Raw genomic sequence first — 15554 nt, forward strand, 5'->3', positions numbered from 1 at the left:
CAAACAACACAATGACCCTCACACCTATAGGCAAAGCCGAACGCGCCCGCGAGTTGATGCGCACGGTCGGCATGTTGCCGGTGCTGGTGTTGCTGCTGGTGGGCTTTGCCCTGGCCAGTGAAAACTTCCTGACCTTGCAGAACCTGTCGATCATCACCCAGCAAGCCTCGGTGAACGTGGTGTTGGCGGCGGGCATGACCTTTGTGATCCTCACTGCCGGCATCGACCTGTCGGTGGGCGCGATCCTGGCGGCGTCGGCGGTGGTGGCGTTGCAGGCGTCGATGTCGCCGCAGTTCGGTATGTTCGGCATCGCCGCCGGCATCGGCTTCGGGCTGTTACTCGGGCTGGTCAACGGCGGGCTGATCGCCTTTATGCGCCTGCCGCCGTTTATCGTCACCCTCGGCGCGCTCACCGCCATGCGTGGGCTGGCGCGGCTGTTGGCCGACGACAAGACGGTGTTCAACCCGGATCTGCCGTTTGCATTTATCGGTAACGACTCGATCCTTGGCGTGCCATGGCTGGTGGTGATTGCCGTGGCAGTGGTGGCGCTGTCGTGGTTTATCCTGCGGCGCACGGTGATGGGGGTGCAGATCTATTCGGTGGGCGGCAACCCGGAAGCGGCGCGGCTGTCGGGGATCAAGGTGTGGAAGGTGTTGCTGTTCGTCTATGCCATGTCCGGGGCGTTGGCCGGGCTCGGCGCGGTGATGAGCGCTTCACGCCTGTTTGCCGCCAACGGCCTGCAACTGGGGCAATCCTACGAGCTGGATGCGATTGCCGCGGTGATCCTCGGCGGCACCAGCTTTACCGGCGGCGTCGGCACCATCGGTGGCACGCTGATCGGCGCGCTGATCATTGCCGTGCTCACCAATGGCCTGGTGCTGCTGGGGGTGTCGGATATCTGGCAATACATCATCAAAGGCATCGTGATCATTGGCGCGGTGGCACTGGACCGTTATCGCCAGTCCGGCGCGCGCACCTGATTTATCTCCTACAACAATCACAAGAGAGAAGCGCATGAACTTTAAACGTATCGTTCCCGTCATCGCTCTGGCTGCCCTGATGTCCCAGGCAGTACAGGCCCGTGAACTCAAAGCGCTGGGCATCAGCATGGGCTCGCTGGGAAACCCGTATTTCGTGACCCTGGCCGACGGTGCCACGGCGCGCGCCAAGGCGTTGAACCCCGACGTCAAGGTGACCTCGGTGTCCGCCGACTATGACCTGAGCAAACAGTTTTCCCAGATCGACAACTTCATCTCGTCCAAGGTCGACTTGATACTGCTCAACGCCGTCGACCCCTCGGCCATGGCCTCGGCGATCAAGAAAGCCCGCGACGCCGGCATCGTCGTAGTCGCCGTGGATGTGGACGCCAAGGGCGTGAACGCCACCGTACAGACCGATAACGTCGAAGCCGGCAAGCTGGCCTGCCAGTACCTGGTGGACAAGCTCTCGGGCAAAGGCAATGTGATTATCCAGAACGGCCCGCAGGTCACCGCCGTGACCGACCGCGTCAAGGGCTGCAAAGCTGCATTGGCCGGCGCGCCGGACATCAAGGTGCTGTCCGACGATCAGGACGGAAAAGGTTCGCGCGAAGGCGGCCTGAACGTGATGCAGGGCTATCTCACCCGTTTCCCGAAAATCGACGGCCTGTTCGCGATCAACGACCCCCAAGCCATCGGTAGCGACCTGGCAGCCAAGCAGCTCAAGCGCAGCGGCATCATCATCACCTCGGTGGATGGCGCGCCGGACATCGAAAATGCACTGAAGAGCGATACGCAGATCCAGGCCTCCGCCAGCCAGGACCCGTGGGCCATGGCCCAGACCGCCGTGGACGTAGGCAATGACATTCTCAACGACAAAGCCCCGGTCGACGCGGTGACGTTGCTCACGCCGAAACTGATCACCCGCGACAATGTCGGCAGCTACAGCGGCTGGTCGAGCAAACACTGAGTCCGTCTGAGGAACCGCGCCATGGTCACCATGGACGATGTGGCAAGCCGCGCCGGGGTGTCGACTTCAACCGTGTCCCATGTGGTGAACGGCACCCGTAAAGTCAGCGCGGCGACGGTGCTGGCAGTGCAGCGTGCGATCCAGGAGCTGGGTTATATCCCCAACACCCTGGCGCGCTCGCTGGCCCGTTCCAGCACCAGCACCATTGGCGTGGCGATTTCGGCGCTGTCCAATCACTACTTCAGCGAGACCGTGCACGCGATTGAAACCGAGTGCGCCAAGCACGGCTACATGATGCTGTTTGTCGACACCCACGATGACCCGCAGCAAGAGTTGCGGGTAGTGACGGCGCTGCATCATCGGCGTGTCGACGGTATTGTGCTGGCCCCGTCGAATGAGTCCCTGGCCCTGGATTACCTGCGTGCCAACCAGATTCCGGCGGTGCTGGTGGATCGGATGATGAGCGCGCAATTTGATCAGGTCGGGGTGGAAAACGCGCGGTCCACGCAAACCTTGATCGAACACCTGATAAGCCACGGACATAGCCGTATCGGCTTTATCGCCGGGCGTGCGGGGTTCAGTACCACGGATGAGCGGGTGGCCGGCTACACGGCGGCGTTGCAGGGGGCGGGGTTGGCAGTTGATCCGCAGCTGTTGGTAAACGGCGGTTCCAGTACCGAGCCGGCTCGTCAGGCCACGGTGCAACTGTTGGGCCTGGAGTCGCCACCGACGGCGATTATGGCCGGTAATAACTTGATGACCCTGGGCGCGATGCACGCTCTGCGTGATGCGCACCTGGAGGTCCCGGCGCAGATGGCGTTGGTGGGGTTTGATGATTTTGATTGGGCAGACTTTTTCGTGCCGCGCTTGACCCTGATCGCCCAGCCTGTGCAGGCGTTGGGTGCCCAGGCGGTCAATCTACTGCTGCAACGCATGGCGTCGCCCGCTGCGCCCACCCAGTGTGTGCGCCTGGCACCAACCCTGCGAATACGCAATTCCTGTGGCTGCCACTGATTGGAATCACATACGTATGAACAGTCCGGTTTCCTTGGGCATCGATCTCGGCACCTCTGAACTCAAAGCCATCCTGATGGACCTCGACGGCAACGTCCTGGCCCATGCCGGCGTGCGCCTGAGCGTTTCAAGACGCCACAGCGGCTGGTCAGAGCAGGCGCCGCAGGATTGGTGGCAAGCCTGTGTGCAGGCACTTGGCCAGCTGCGCAGCCATCCGGCGTATGCCGATGTGGCCTGTATCGGCCTGTCCGGGCAGATGCACGGCGCGGTGCTGTTGGGTGCGGACGACCGGGTGCTGTATCCGGCCATCCTGTGGGATGACTCCCGCGCCGTGGCCGAGGCAGAACGCCTGGGCGCGGATTTCGCCGATGTCACCGGCAGCCTGCCGATGGCCGGGCTTACCGCGCCGAAGTTGCTGTGGCTGCAGGAGCATGAACCAGAGGTGTTCAAGGCCATCGACTGCGTGTTGTCGCCCAAGGATTACCTGCGGTTGTGTCTGACTGGCGAGCGCATCAGCGAGATGTCCGACGCCGCCGGTACGCTGTGGCTGGATGTGGCCCGACGCGAGTGGTTCACGCCCATGCTACGCGCCACCGGCCTGGCGCCGTGGCAGATGCCTCGACTGGTTGAAGGCGGCGCGCCAAGCGCGCGGTTGACCGCGACGCAGCTGGGGCTTTCGCCCGAGGTAGTGATCGCCGGCGGTGGCGGCGATAACCCGGTGGCGGCGGTGGGCATCGGTGCGGTCCATGCCGGGGACGGTTTCATCACCTTGGGCACCAGCGCGGCGATTGTGGCGATCACCGACCACGCCGCCGGCAACCCGGCCAGCGCGGTACATAGCTTCTGCCATGCGCTACCGGATCGCTGGTACACCATGGGCGCCATGCTCGCCGGTGCCAGTTGCTTGCGCTGGGTCACGCGGTTGACCGGGATGGCGGATGAGCAAACCTTGCTAGCGCAGGTCCAGGCGCAATTACCGATCGAACAGGCCGTGCCGCTGCACACGCCGTTGTTCCTGCCGTACCTGGCCGGCGAACGCACGCCGCACAACGACCCCTTGTTGCGCGGCGGCTTTATGGGGCTGGGGCATGACTGCACACCGGCGATGCTCGGCTATGCGGTGATGGAGGGCGTCGGCTTCGGCCTGCTGGATGCGCTGCACGCGGTGCAATCGGCGGGCGCACAGGTCGGCGCCTGCGCTTTGGTAGGCGGCGGCGCGCGCAGCGCATATTGGGCGCAGTTGCTGGCCAATATCCTGCAACGGGAGATCTACACGTTGCACGGCAGTGAACTGAGCGCCTGCATCGGCGCGGCGAAACTCGGGTTCATGGCGGTGGGCGAGGGCGCAGACTTGCTGGCAGCAGGTATGCCGATCAAGGCGCGCTACTTGCCGGATGCGACGCAGCGGGCGGTGCTGGATGAGCGTTATCGGCGGTTTCAGGGATTGTTGGAGGCGGCGAAAGGGTTGCGGGCCTGAGCAATCAGAGCTTGCCGTCCAGAAAGCTGATCAGTCGCGACTTCGTGATAGCGCCGATTTGCGTCCCTTCTACATGACCGCCACTGAACAGCATCAGCGTAGGAATGCTACGTATGCCATATGTTTGCGGCGTGGCTGGATTCTCGTCGACATTGAGTGTGGCAACCTGCAACCGATCTGCGTATTCCTCGGCGATCTGTTCGATAGACACCGCAAGCATTTTGCACGGGCCGCACCATTCGGCCCAGAAGTCGACCAGTACAGGTTTGGTGCTGTGGATGACGTCGTCCTCGAACGAAGCGTCAGTGATGGCTTTGACCTGACCCATAAATGCCTCCTGTGGTCTTTGAACAGCATCAGCGTGGGCACCTCGTGCACCCCGTACCGGGCCGGTGTGACGCAATGGTCGTCGACATTCAGCGTCACAATGGTCAAGCGACCCAGGTAATCCTCAGCCATTTGTTCGAGGTAGGGCAGATGGCCGCAGCTATTGTTCCAGTAATACACCAACACCGGGCCTAGGGCCTGCAACACCTGCCTATCGAAATTGGCATCGCTGACTTCTTTGATAAGTGAGCGCGTCATGGGCAACCCTCCAGCCACAGCACCGACGCTAACGCAACGAGGCGGCGAAGGCACCTGTGAAAAATGACAGGGGGTTAGATCGATTGGCGATAGCCCAAGGCGGTGCCTGTATGAGCGGGGTTGCGCCGCACTGGGCCGCGAGGCGGCCCGCGATCAAACTGCGGCGCAGTGTCAGAGCGAATGGGGACAGCCGGTTCCAGGGCTGCTTGTGCAGCCCGGCGCGGGGCAAGCCCGCTCACCACAAAACAGTGTTAGCCGTTGACGAAGTGCAACAGCGTCAGTGCGTGCCCTGATAGATAAGTTTGTCCGGGTTGAAGTGTTCGACCACGCTGCCGGGTTGCGGCAAGCCCAGAATGTGGCCCTTGATCTTGCCCACCACATGCATTTCACACGGCTTGCAGTCGAATTTCAGGGTCAGCACTTCGTCGCCGTGGATCAGTTGCATCGGCGCCACCTTGGTCTTCACGCCCGTGACGCCCTTGGCCTGTTTAGGGCACAGGTTGAACGAGAAGCGCAGGCAGTGCTTGGTGATCATCACCGGCACTTCGCCGGTTTCTTCATGGGCTTCGAAGGCCGCGTCGATCAACTTCACCCCGTGGCGGTGGTAGAAGTCGCGGGCTTTCTGGTTGTAGACGTTGGCCAGGAACGACAGGTGCGCTTCCGGATAGACCGGCGGCGGTGTGGTTTCGGCCTTGCGCCCACCACGGGGGTGCGCCGCGACCCGGGCGGCGGTCAGCGCTTCGATGACTTCGCGGCGCAGTGCCTTGAGCTGCGAGTTGGGGATGAAGAACGCCTGCGGCGCATCCAGCTCGATGGCAGTGGCGTGGTATTCGGTGGTGCCCAGTTGGCCGAGCAAGTCGCGCAAGGTATCCAGCGCCTGTTCCGGTTTGTTGGCCACGCCGAACGGGCCGGGCAGGGTGACGCTGGCGCTGATGCCTTCCTCGCTGGTAGCGGTGACGTGCAACTGCTCTTCACGCAAACGCGCGACCCACGCAAGGCCGATACGGCGCTCGGCCGAGGTCTTGAGCAGCGCCTGCTGCCAGTTGTGGTCGAGGTTGCGGTTCAGCGGATGGTTGGGGCGCAGTTGGTGCAGGCCGGCGGGCATTTCATTCGGCTCGACGCGATAGCGGTAGCGCTTCTGGCCGTCTTCCTCGAACTCGCCCTTGGGCTCGGCGATGTTGGCGCGGAACCCCACCACTTCACGCTTGACCAGCACGTTCAGGCCATCGCCATTGGACAGCGGCTCATGGGTGACTACCTGCAGGTCGCGCTTGCCGGCTTTTTCCACCACACCCACCGGCAGGCCGGTGAAGGTCGGCGTGTCGAAAGCGCCGATGTCGATCTTGCGCTCGCTGACAAAGTAGTCGGTGCTGCCACGGTGGAAGGTTTTTTCCGGGTCGGGCAGGAAGAAATGCGCGGTGCGACCGCTGGAGGCACGGGCCAGGTCCGGACGATCTTCGAGAATGTCGTCCAGGCGCTGGCGGTAATAGGCGGTGATGTTCTTCACATAGCCCATGTCCTTGTAACGGCCTTCGATCTTGAACGAACGCACACCGGCCTCTACCAGCGCACGCAGGTTGGCGCTCTGGTTGTTGTCTTTCATCGACAGCAGGTGTTTTTCAAAGGCCACGACGCGCCCCTGATCGTCCTTCAAGGTGTACGGCAGGCGGCACGCTTGGGAGCAATCGCCGCGGTTGGCGCTGCGGCCGTTCTGCGCGTGGGAGATATTGCACTGCCCGGAAAACGCCACGCACAGTGCGCCATGAATGAAGAACTCGATGGCGGCATCGGTCTCGTCGGCGATGGTGCGGATTTCCTGCAGGTTCAGCTCACGGGCCAATACCAGTTGGGAGAACCCGGCCTGATCGAGAAACTTGGCGCGGGCCAGGGTGCGGATATCGGTCTGGGTACTGGCATGCAGCTCGATGGGCGGGATATCCAGCTCCATCACCCCCAGGTCCTGCACGATCAGCGCGTCGACACCGGCGTCGTAGAGCTGATGGATCAGCTTGCGCGCCGGCTCCAGCTCGTTGTCATGCAGGATGGTATTGATGGTGGTGAACACCCGGGCGTGGTAACGGCGGGCGAACTCGACCAGTTGAGCGATATCGCTCACTTCGTTACACGCGTTGTGGCGCGCGCCGAAGCTGGGGCCGCCGATATAGATGGCGTCGGCGCCGTGCAGGATGGCCTCGCGGGCGATGGCTACATCGCGGGCAGGGCTGAGCAATTCCAGGTGATGCTTGGGCAAGGACATAGTTTTTTTAGTCAGGCTTGTCACGGTTGAGGGGCGCATTGTAGCCGTGAAATGCCTGACCGGCATCACTTCAGGCCTTGGCCGCCATCGCGGTGACCTCCACGCGCATGCCTTCAACCGCCAGTGCCGCCACGCCAACCGCCGCGCGCACGGGCCAGGGCTTGGCGAAAAAGCGTTTGTAGACCTCGTTAAAGGCCGCGCGATCGGCCATATCCGTCAGATAAATGGTCAGGTGCATCACCCGATCCATGGAACTGCCGGCTTTTTCCAGGGCGACTTTCAGCGCTTGCAGCGTGCATTCGCTTTGCAGGGTGATATCCCCCAGTTCCAGGCTGCCGTCGGCGCGGGTCGGGATCTGGGTCGACACCAGGATGCCGTTGAAGCCGACAACGTCGGAAGAAATGGACTCGGCATCCGGGTCCGGAGTGTAGGACAGATCGTGGTTGGCCATGGGCACCTCTGGTGGGCAAAAACACAAAGGCGCCATGGTCCTCGAAATCATTGGCCAGGGCAAACCGGGGGCTATGGCAATACGTTTTTTTGACGCCAGAAAATAAAAATTAAAGCCGCGTAAAGTCGCTAAAACTGGGGCCGATAGCTACTTTAGAAGCAGGTTCTCCGTACGGCAGAGGGTTCGTCATGTTCAATAACGCATTAAAAACAGAACTGGCGGCCAGGAAGGCCGAAGTCACCGAATACAAAGGGCTGAACGCCGCGTTGGAACGCTCAATGGCGGTGGTCGAATTCGACCTGAACGGCAAGGTGCTGCGGGCCAACGATAACTTTATGAAAACCATGGGTTATAGCGCCGATCAACTGGCCAACAAATCCCATCGCGACTTTTGTTTGCCTGCACTCACCAGCAGCCCGGCCTACAGTGAATTCTGGGCGGATCTGCGCGCCGGCAAATTTGTCTCGGGCACCTTCAAACGGGTGGGTTCCAACGGCAAAACCGTCTGGTTGGAGGCCAGCTACAACCCGGTGTTGGATGAACGTGGCCAAGTGCTGAAAGTCGTCAAGTACGCCTTGGACGTCACCAGCAAGGTCGAGCAGGAGGCCGCAACCCGCAGCAAACTCGCGGCGCTGGACCGGGCCATGGCGGTGATCGAGTTTGATTTGAGCGGCCACGTACTCGATGCCAATCCCAATTTCCTCAATGTCATGGGCTACTCCCTTGCCGAGCTCAAGGGCAAGCATCATCGCATGTTCTGCGAACCGAGCCTGGTCAACAGTGGCGAATACGCCGACTTCTGGCGTCGCTTGAACAACGGTGAATTTTTCACTGGGCAATTCAAACGCATCGGCAAACATGGCCGCCCAGTGTGGCTGGAAGCCAGTTATAACCCGGTCTATGACATCGACGGCACGCTGCTGAAAATCGTCAAGTTCGCCAGCGATATCACCGAACGCGTGGAAAAATTCGAGGAAGACTCGCGCGGCGCCTCGCGTGCCTACCATATCTCGTCGGAAACCGAGCGGTTTGCCGAACACGGCACTCAGGTTATCCACGACACCGCCACGGAAATGCGCCGGATTGCCGAAAACATCGGCGCCTCCGCGCGATTGGTGGGGCAGTTGGGTGATCGTTCGGAGCAGATCACCGCCATCGTCAATACCATCCGCGGCATTGCCGACCAGACCAACCTATTGGCCCTCAACGCGGCCATCGAAGCGGCGCGCGCCGGTGACCAGGGTCGCGGCTTTGCGGTGGTGGCCGATGAGGTTCGCCAGTTGGCCGGTCGCACCAGCCGTTCCACGGCGGAAATCGCCGAGATGATCGGCATGATCCTGTCGGAAACCCGCGACGCGGTGAGCAGCATGAATGCCACCCAGGAGGGCGCGCAGCGTGGCGTCAACCTGGCGGATCAGGCGGGTTCGGTGATTCTGCAGATACGCACCAGCACCAGCGATGCCGTGAAGGCGGTGAGTATGTTTGCGTCGAAGCTGGATGAATCGGAAGTAATTCCGAAAACTGCGGTGGGCTGGGTTGGCTGACCGGGGGACAGACCCGCGTGGGAGGAGGGGGGCAGCCCCCTCGATCCACCGGGTAGTTACTCTTTTACGTCCATGAATTCTTTGGCCCAGGCTACGTAGCTCTCGGGCAACGTGTAGGTGTGGGTCAACTCGGTGGCACTGAGGTTCGAAGTGCTGTGGGTCAGCTGGCGTTGGGCGCGCAGGCTGTCGTAGGTCGCCTTGATCGCCGCGAAGTACGCGCCATGGCCGGCCACGATGACCCGCACACCCAGACTGGCCAGGCGTTGCGCGTCGTTGAGTTTGGGATTGCCGTAGGTCACCAGCATCAACGGCACCGTGAGGTTTTCCGCAATTTTCTCCAAGTGCTCGAAGTCGCTGACGCCCACCATGCAGATGCCATCGGCACCGGCTTTCTGATAGGCCAGGGTGCGTTCGATCACCGCTTCGGTCGGTAATACGCCGGCGTTGGTGCGGGCAATGATCGACAGCTCTGGGTCAACCCGCGCTTCCAGCGCCGCGCGAACTTTACCGATACCTTCGTCTATGGAAATCAAATCCGTGGACTTGCGCCCGAATTGCGCCGGCAGCAGCGTGTCTTCGATGGTCAGCGCGGCGACGCCGGCACGTTCCAGTTCTTCGACGGTGCGCATCACATTCAGCGCATTGCCGTAACCGTGATCGGCATCGGCAATAAAGGGTAACTGCGCGACACGGCCGATGCGGGTGGCTTGCTCAACGAACTCACTCAGCGTGATCAACGCAAAATCGGGGGCCGCCAAAACCTGCAACGAGGCCACGGAGCCGCCCAGGATACCGACCTCGAAACCCAGGTCGGCGGCAATCCTTGCCGACATCGGATCAAACACGGAAGCGGTTTCAACGCACGCAGGCGTTGCCAACAATTCACGAAAATTAACGCGCAAGGCTGAGTGGGACTTTTTTGGCATGATCTTTCCTGGTTGGGGCCATTGACGACATACGATCAATGCCTATTGGTAGACGTGTGAGACTACCACGTAGGAAAACGCGGGATTATGACGTTTGAGAATGGGGTATGCGGGAAGCACATAGGACGGGGTTGATGATTTAGATAGAAGACCCCGACATATAATTGAACAAGTGGGCGATGTCAGATGTTCATAAATCGTCGCTGGCCTCGTAGCCTATAGCCTGCGCAAATGCCGATGATTCGGTACGTACACTGGTGGCCGAGAAGGGCAACGTCCATATCGAAGCGCTGGACCAGGGCAAGGGCCATGTGATCGTGACCCTGTCCTCTAAGGGGCGCGGCGCAAATGATTATGACGAGGTCACACGGTACCTGGCCGATGGGCAAACATGGGCATACTCCGCAGACCACTTAAGTGATAGTGATCGTGCTATCCGCATTCACGCAGTGAACTTGAACGGCAGAAGCGGGAACCCGTTCGATTATCGAACCCTGAATTCAATGGCTCAGGTACATGGGCTGAATGGGGCGTGCACCGGCTTCAATCGAGCAGGCGACTGACCTCACGCAGACTCGCGTCGTTCAGGTTCCCCGTCGACGCCAGCAGATTGAGCTGCGCGAGCAGAATCGCGTAGCGTTGCTGGGCCAAACGTTGCTGGGTGTCCGTGACTTTCTGCTGTGCGTCCAGTACCTCCGTGTTGATGCGCGCACCGGCCTCGAAGCCGTGGGTCACCGACGTGAGGTTGACCTGGCTGGATTTCAGCGCCTGTTTGAGCGCCTGGTATTGGCTCATGCCGCTGGTCACTTGCAGGTAGGCCTGGCGGGCCATCAGCCCGGCGCTGCGGCGCGCATCTTCGAGTTCATCCAGGGCTTTGCTCTGCAACGCATGGGCTTCGCGCACGCGGCTGCTGGTACGGCCGCCGCCATACAGTGGCACGCTCAGTTTGACCCCGACCACCGTCTGGTTATAACGATTCTCCGGCAGGGTGATGTCGTACACATCGCCGCCGACCGAGGCAAAACGGCCATGGGCGGCGATCAGGTCAAGGGTCGGCAAGTGGCCGGCTTGTTCCTTGTCGATGTCCATTTCGGCCAGGCGCTGGGCAATCTGCGCCCGCTGCACGGCGAGGTTGCCTTGTTGTGCGGTGGTGGCCCAGGCGCCGATCGCGGCGGGCACCGGAGCGCTGAATTGTGGCTCCTTGCCCGACCATGGGCGCGCCTGGGCGGCGGTCAATTGGGTGAGGGCTTCGGTGGCGATATCCAGCGCGCCGCGTGCGGCGATTTGCTCGGCGAAGGCCTGGTCGTATTTGGCCTGAACCTGTTCGAGCGCGTTGTGGGTGCTGGCACCGTCGGCCAACAAACGCCGGGTGCGGTCCTGGCTCTCCTGCAGGGTTTGCAACTGTTGCGTGCGGGTGTTCAGCAGTTCCTGGTTGAGCAGTACGTTGAAGTAGGCGCGGGCGACACGCAGCATCAGGTCCTGGCGCGCCTGTTCGGTCTGCACCTCGCTGGCGCTGATCATCAGTTTGCTTTGGTCGTGGTCAACCACACTCTGCCAGCGCAACAGCGGTTGGGTGAGAACCACGGCATAGGCGTTGGTGTTATTGCGGTTGCGATGGTAGTCGGACGAATCCTCGGCATCGACCCACGCCGCGCCGCCGGTGACCGACAGGTCCGGTAACAGGTTGGCACGGCTTTGCGGTTCTTTTTCCGCGGTGGCCAATTGTTGCGCCTGTGCGGCGGCGAACTTCATGTCGTGGGTCAGCGCCTTCTGGTACAGCTGGTACAAGTCTTCCGCCGCCGCATTGGCCGGGCAGCAGGCGAGGCTGAGGCCGCACAGGAAAGTGAGCAGTGTGATCGGGTCGAGATGCAGCCCTGGAATACGCAAGGGGATGTGCTCCACTGGAGAAGTTATCGGCTGAGGGTGCTTCTGCGCATCATCAGCACCATGGGAATGCCGATGGCCATGACCGCGCCCAATGTGCCGAACAGCATGCTGAAGGCCAGCATTTGCGCTTGTTCACGCGCTTGCAGGTAAGGCATCAGGGCCAAGGCTTGTTGATGGCTTGCAAGGTTCAGGGACAGAAACAGCGGGTTGGATTCCACGCCGCCCCAGCCACTGGCAACCAGGCTGGACTCGGTCACATGCTCGGACAGCAGGCGATAGCGCTCCCACGAGAACCGCGTGAGCAGGGGCGCGGCAATGGCGATGCCGACGCTGCCGCCCAGCTGGCGCATCAGGTTGAGCACGCCCGAAGCGCCCGAGATCAACGTCAGCGGCAGACGGCGCATGGCCAGGTTGGTCAGCGGTACGAAGATCATGCCCAGGCCCAGGCCGCGAATCACCAGGGGCCAATAGAGCGTGTCCGGGTTGCTGTCGAGGGTGAACTGGGTGTGCAGGAACATCGCATAGCAGTACATGACGATGCCCAAGGTCACGAACACGCGCTCGTCGATCTTGTTTTCCTGGGACAGCTTGCCGATCACCAAGGTGCTGATGGCACTGGCCACCGCCCCGGGGAAAATCACCAGCCCGCTCTGGTACGCGCTCTGTGCCAGCAACGTCTGCAAAAACAGCGGCACCATGAATAACGTGCTGTACAGCCCGAAACCCACGCAAAACGCGCAGATGCAGCCCATCACAAACTCGCGGTTCTGAAACAGCGCCACATTGACGATCGGGTTGGTCGCGCGCCGTTCCCACCAGAAGAACCCCGCCAGGCTGAAGCTGCTGAGCAACAGGCAGGCAACCGTCCAGTTCGATTCCATCCAGTCCCAATGCTCGCCGCGCTCCAGCAGGATCTGCAGGCTGCCGACGCCCAGGGCCAGCAGGCAGAAGCCGCTGTAGTCGACGCTGCTGGGTTTGCTTTCATTGGCGGAGTCGCCGATGCACAGCCAGCACAGCAGCAGGGCCACAGCACCGATAGGCAGATTGATCAGGAATATCCAGTGCCAGGACAAGGTGTCGATCAGATAGCCGCCGACCGTGGGGCCCAACGTCGGCCCCATCATCACGCCAACGCCGTACAAGGCCATGCCGCTGCTGACCTTCTCCTTGGGGAATACGTCGTAAATAATTGCCTGTGAAATCCCCAGCAACCCGCCGCCCGCCAAGCCTTGCAGTACGCGGAATGCCACCAGTTGCCAGAGTTCGGCGGAAAAGGCGCAGCCCACGGATGCCAGCACGAACAGCGCCGTGGAGACCAGGTAATAAGTGCGCCGCCCGAACCAGGCCGACAGCCAGCCGCTGACCGGCAGGATCACTACGTTGGCCACCACGTAGCCAGTGGACACCCAGGAGATTTCATCGACCGACGCCCCGTAGGTGCCCATCAGGCTGGGAATCGCCACGTTGACGATGGTCACGTCGAGCAGTTCCATCATCGACACCAGCGTCACGGTCAGCGCAATCAGATACGGCGACTTCATAACGTGTGGCTGCCGTGCTGTTGCGTGGCGACTTCGACGAAGGCGCTCATGCCGGGGCTCAACAAGGCTTTGTAGTCATCCGGCACGTCTTTGAGGGCAATCCTGACCTGCACGCGCTGCACCACCTTGGTGAAGTTGCCGGTGGCGTTCTCTTGGGGCAGCAGTGAAAACTTTGCGCCGGTAGCCGGTGCGAGGCTCTCGACTACCCCGTCGAAAGCCTGCCCGGGAAACGCATCCACAGTGACCTTGGCCAATTGGCCGACCCGCACGCGCCCGACCTGGGTTTCCTTGAAGTTGGCGGTAATCCACAGCGGGTCGGTGGCAATCAGGCTCAACAGCTTCTGCCCGGCGACCACGAATTGGCCCGGCTCGACTTCTTTTTTCGAGACGATGCTGCGCACCGGCGCGGTCTGACGAGTGTCGTGCAGCTTGATCCGGGCCTGTTCAAGTTCGGCTTGCGCCGCCGCGATCCGGTAGTCCTGCACTTTCAGTTCGGCTTTGTTGGCCAAGGTGCTTTGCGCGGCAGCCTGGGCATTGCCGCGTGCCGCTTCCTGGGCGTGGCTCAGGGCGTCGAAACGCGCCTTGGCCACCTCGACATCCTGGGTGCTCAACACACCTTGGGCGCCCAGGCGGCGGGCGCGCCCGTAATCGTTGCGCGCCTGCTCCAGATTGGCGCTCGATTGTGCCAGCGCCGCTTGCGCCGCCTGGCGCATTGCGACCGCGCCGAGGACCTGGCTGTCCAACGCACCCGGACCGCCGCCGCGCCCTGCGGCGGCAAGCAACGCCTGCCATTGCGCCTCACGCTGCTCGACCTGGTATTGATATTCGCTGTCGCGGATCTGAAACAGCAGATCACCGCTTTGCACCGTGACGTTGTCTGTCACCGGCACGCTCATCACCACGCCCGAGAGCTTGGCGCGCACCGGAATGATTACGCCATCGAGCTCGGCGTTATCGGTACTCACGTACGCGTTGGAATACTGCCAACGCTGCCAGCCGAGCAGCAGTAACCCACCGACCACAACGCCGCACAGTGTCAGTTTTATCAATTTACCTTTGGTCATGTCCTGCTCCCTGTGGTCATGCGAGGCTTAGGCACTCAGGGCGGTCCGTGGAGTGTTGCGCTTTGTGCTGCAGGAAGTGATGCACGCCATCCCACAAATCGATGCGCGATTTGATCGCGGTCTTGGCGCTTTCGACCATGTGCTGGTGTTGCACAGGGGTGGTGACGATTTCAGCGATGATGCGTTTAGCGGCCGGGCCATGATCGTCGCCATCCATTTCGATGTGGCGCTTCAAGTAATAAGTGAGCATCGGCACCTCGGTTTCGCTGACCGACCATTGCGACAGCAGGCGTCCGAACATGTCGGGGATGATGTCTTCACGGCCAAAGAAGAAATACGCCAACACCGCTTCGGTGGTGCCGTGTTGCGCCACATCGAGCGTCTGGCACATGAACACTTTGGCCGCCAATGGGATATCGCGGTCGCTGAGGGCCTTGGCCAGCGGTTCCTTGGCCTGGATGGCCGCGAGGAAACGGCGGAATACCGAGCTGTCGGCGCCGATTTCATCCATGGCGGTCAGGTACAGGTCCAGGTGGCTGATAAAGCCGCCATTGGGGTGTTCGTCGGTTTCTTCCCCGACCACGATTTCATTGATCAAGCGCGCAGCCGTGATATGCGTTGGCGGTACCCACGGCAACTCCACACAGGTGAGGTCGCGCTGGATGCGCTTGAGCAGGGTCATGAAGTCCCATACGGCAAACACATGAAATTCCATCAGTGTGCGTACATCTTCAACGGTGCGGATATTGGCGAAAAGCGGATGGCCGAATAACTGGGCGCGCTCGGTTTCAATGTGGCGGTCGATATCAAAAGGCATAGCAGCTCCTGCGGCCTGATGGTTCAGGCCAAAATCCATGGGGA

At 61.4% G+C, this 15554-nt stretch carries 13 protein-coding genes and 1 pseudogene; 5 read left to right on the top strand and 9 right to left on the bottom strand.

Annotation, left to right across the window (positions count from 1 at the left end; translation table 11 throughout):
• The first annotated feature begins 11 nt into the window (after positions 1-11).
• Genes YA0848_RS28440 through xylB form a run of 4 tightly spaced genes read left to right on the top strand, consistent with a single transcriptional unit; the run spans position 12 to position 4438 of the window.
• On the top strand, positions 12-980 hold the full coding sequence (locus tag YA0848_RS28440; RefSeq protein WP_094065826.1) for an ABC transporter permease subunit: 969 nt from the start codon (positions 12-14) through the stop codon (positions 978-980).
• A gap of 34 nt (positions 981-1014) precedes the next feature.
• Positions 1015-1947, top strand: a complete 933-nt coding sequence (locus YA0848_RS28445) for an ABC transporter substrate-binding protein (protein ID WP_169902542.1) — start codon at positions 1015-1017, stop codon at positions 1945-1947.
• A 6-nt stretch (positions 1948-1953) separates the two neighbouring features.
• Entirely contained in the window at positions 1954-2961 is a 1008-nt protein-coding gene (locus tag YA0848_RS28450) for a LacI family DNA-binding transcriptional regulator (protein ID WP_262499603.1), read from the top strand.
• Between the two features lie 16 nt (positions 2962-2977).
• Positions 2978-4438, top strand: coding sequence for a xylulokinase (xylB, locus tag YA0848_RS28455; RefSeq protein WP_034113701.1), 1461 nt, complete (start codon positions 2978-2980; stop codon positions 4436-4438).
• A 4-nt stretch (positions 4439-4442) separates the two neighbouring features.
• Here xylB and trxA read toward each other — a convergent pair whose 3' ends face one another.
• The 4 genes and pseudogenes from trxA to YA0848_RS28475 form a co-directional block, all read right to left on the bottom strand.
• Positions 4443-4766, bottom strand: a complete 324-nt coding sequence (gene trxA, locus YA0848_RS28460) for a thioredoxin (protein ID WP_169902544.1) — start codon at positions 4764-4766, stop codon at positions 4443-4445.
• 20 nt (positions 4767-4786) lie between these two features.
• Positions 4787-5023, bottom strand: a pseudogene (locus tag YA0848_RS36795) (thioredoxin family protein); the annotation flags it as partial.
• A 277-nt stretch (positions 5024-5300) separates the two neighbouring features.
• Entirely contained in the window at positions 5301-7280 is a 1980-nt protein-coding gene (locus YA0848_RS28470) for a peptidase U32 family protein (protein WP_169867811.1), read from the bottom strand.
• A 70-nt stretch (positions 7281-7350) separates the two neighbouring features.
• Entirely contained in the window at positions 7351-7731 is a 381-nt protein-coding gene (locus YA0848_RS28475) for a RidA family protein (protein ID WP_034097850.1), read from the bottom strand.
• A 188-nt stretch (positions 7732-7919) separates the two neighbouring features.
• Here YA0848_RS28475 and YA0848_RS28480 point away from each other — a divergent pair, with 188 nt between their 5' ends.
• Positions 7920-9275 carry a methyl-accepting chemotaxis protein gene (locus tag YA0848_RS28480; RefSeq protein WP_034097852.1) on the top strand — a complete coding sequence of 452 codons (1356 nt, stop codon included), beginning with the start codon at positions 7920-7922 and terminating at the stop codon, positions 9273-9275.
• A 56-nt stretch (positions 9276-9331) separates the two neighbouring features.
• On the opposite strand, the gene YA0848_RS28485 is transcribed toward YA0848_RS28480, so the two are convergent.
• The 5 genes from YA0848_RS28485 to YA0848_RS28505 form a co-directional block, all read right to left on the bottom strand.
• Positions 9332-10201: an isocitrate lyase/PEP mutase family protein gene (locus YA0848_RS28485; protein ID WP_034097854.1), complete on the bottom strand. Its 870-nt coding sequence runs from the start codon at positions 10199-10201 to the stop codon at positions 9332-9334.
• A 543-nt stretch (positions 10202-10744) separates the two neighbouring features.
• Positions 10745-12088 (bottom strand): TolC family outer membrane protein, encoded by a 1344-nt coding sequence (locus YA0848_RS28490; RefSeq protein WP_169902545.1) that lies wholly within the window; start codon positions 12086-12088, stop codon positions 10745-10747.
• Between the two features lie 23 nt (positions 12089-12111).
• Positions 12112-13629: a DHA2 family efflux MFS transporter permease subunit gene (locus YA0848_RS28495; protein ID WP_198712395.1), complete on the bottom strand. Its 1518-nt coding sequence runs from the start codon at positions 13627-13629 to the stop codon at positions 12112-12114.
• Entirely contained in the window at positions 13626-14693 is a 1068-nt protein-coding gene (locus tag YA0848_RS28500) for an HlyD family secretion protein (protein ID WP_034113704.1), read from the bottom strand. The genes YA0848_RS28495 and YA0848_RS28500 overlap by 4 nt, the downstream gene beginning before the upstream one ends.
• Positions 14694-14709: 16 nt before the next feature.
• Positions 14710-15510, bottom strand: coding sequence for a DUF3050 domain-containing protein (locus YA0848_RS28505; RefSeq protein ID WP_034097860.1), 801 nt, complete (start codon positions 15508-15510; stop codon positions 14710-14712).
• Positions 15511-15554: the final 44 nt, after the last annotated feature.

The sequence above is a fragment of the Pseudomonas sp. S4_EA_1b genome, from assembly GCF_016307435.1.
Lineage (GTDB): Bacteria > Pseudomonadota > Gammaproteobacteria > Pseudomonadales > Pseudomonadaceae > Aquipseudomonas > Aquipseudomonas rhodesiae.

Coding starts and splice junctions, on each gene's coding strand:
- YA0848_RS28440 (WP_094065826.1), top strand. CDS start 12: ATGACCCTCACACCTATAGGCAAAGCCGAACGCGCCCGCGAGTTGATG.
- YA0848_RS28445 (WP_169902542.1), top strand. CDS start 1,015: ATGAACTTTAAACGTATCGTTCCCGTCATCGCTCTGGCTGCCCTGATG.
- xylB (WP_034113701.1), top strand. CDS start 2,978: ATGAACAGTCCGGTTTCCTTGGGCATCGATCTCGGCACCTCTGAACTC.
- trxA (WP_169902544.1), bottom strand. CDS start 4,766: ATGGGTCAGGTCAAAGCCATCACTGACGCTTCGTTCGAGGACGACGTC.
- YA0848_RS28470 (WP_169867811.1), bottom strand. CDS start 7,280: ATGTCCTTGCCCAAGCATCACCTGGAATTGCTCAGCCCTGCCCGCGAT.
- YA0848_RS28475 (WP_034097850.1), bottom strand. CDS start 7,731: ATGGCCAACCACGATCTGTCCTACACTCCGGACCCGGATGCCGAGTCC.
- YA0848_RS28480 (WP_034097852.1), top strand. CDS start 7,920: ATGTTCAATAACGCATTAAAAACAGAACTGGCGGCCAGGAAGGCCGAA.
- YA0848_RS28485 (WP_034097854.1), bottom strand. CDS start 10,201: ATGCCAAAAAAGTCCCACTCAGCCTTGCGCGTTAATTTTCGTGAATTG.
- YA0848_RS28495 (WP_198712395.1), bottom strand. CDS start 13,629: ATGAAGTCGCCGTATCTGATTGCGCTGACCGTGACGCTGGTGTCGATG.
- YA0848_RS28500 (WP_034113704.1), bottom strand. CDS start 14,693: ATGACCAAAGGTAAATTGATAAAACTGACACTGTGCGGCGTTGTGGTC.
- YA0848_RS28505 (WP_034097860.1), bottom strand. CDS start 15,510: ATGCCTTTTGATATCGACCGCCACATTGAAACCGAGCGCGCCCAGTTA.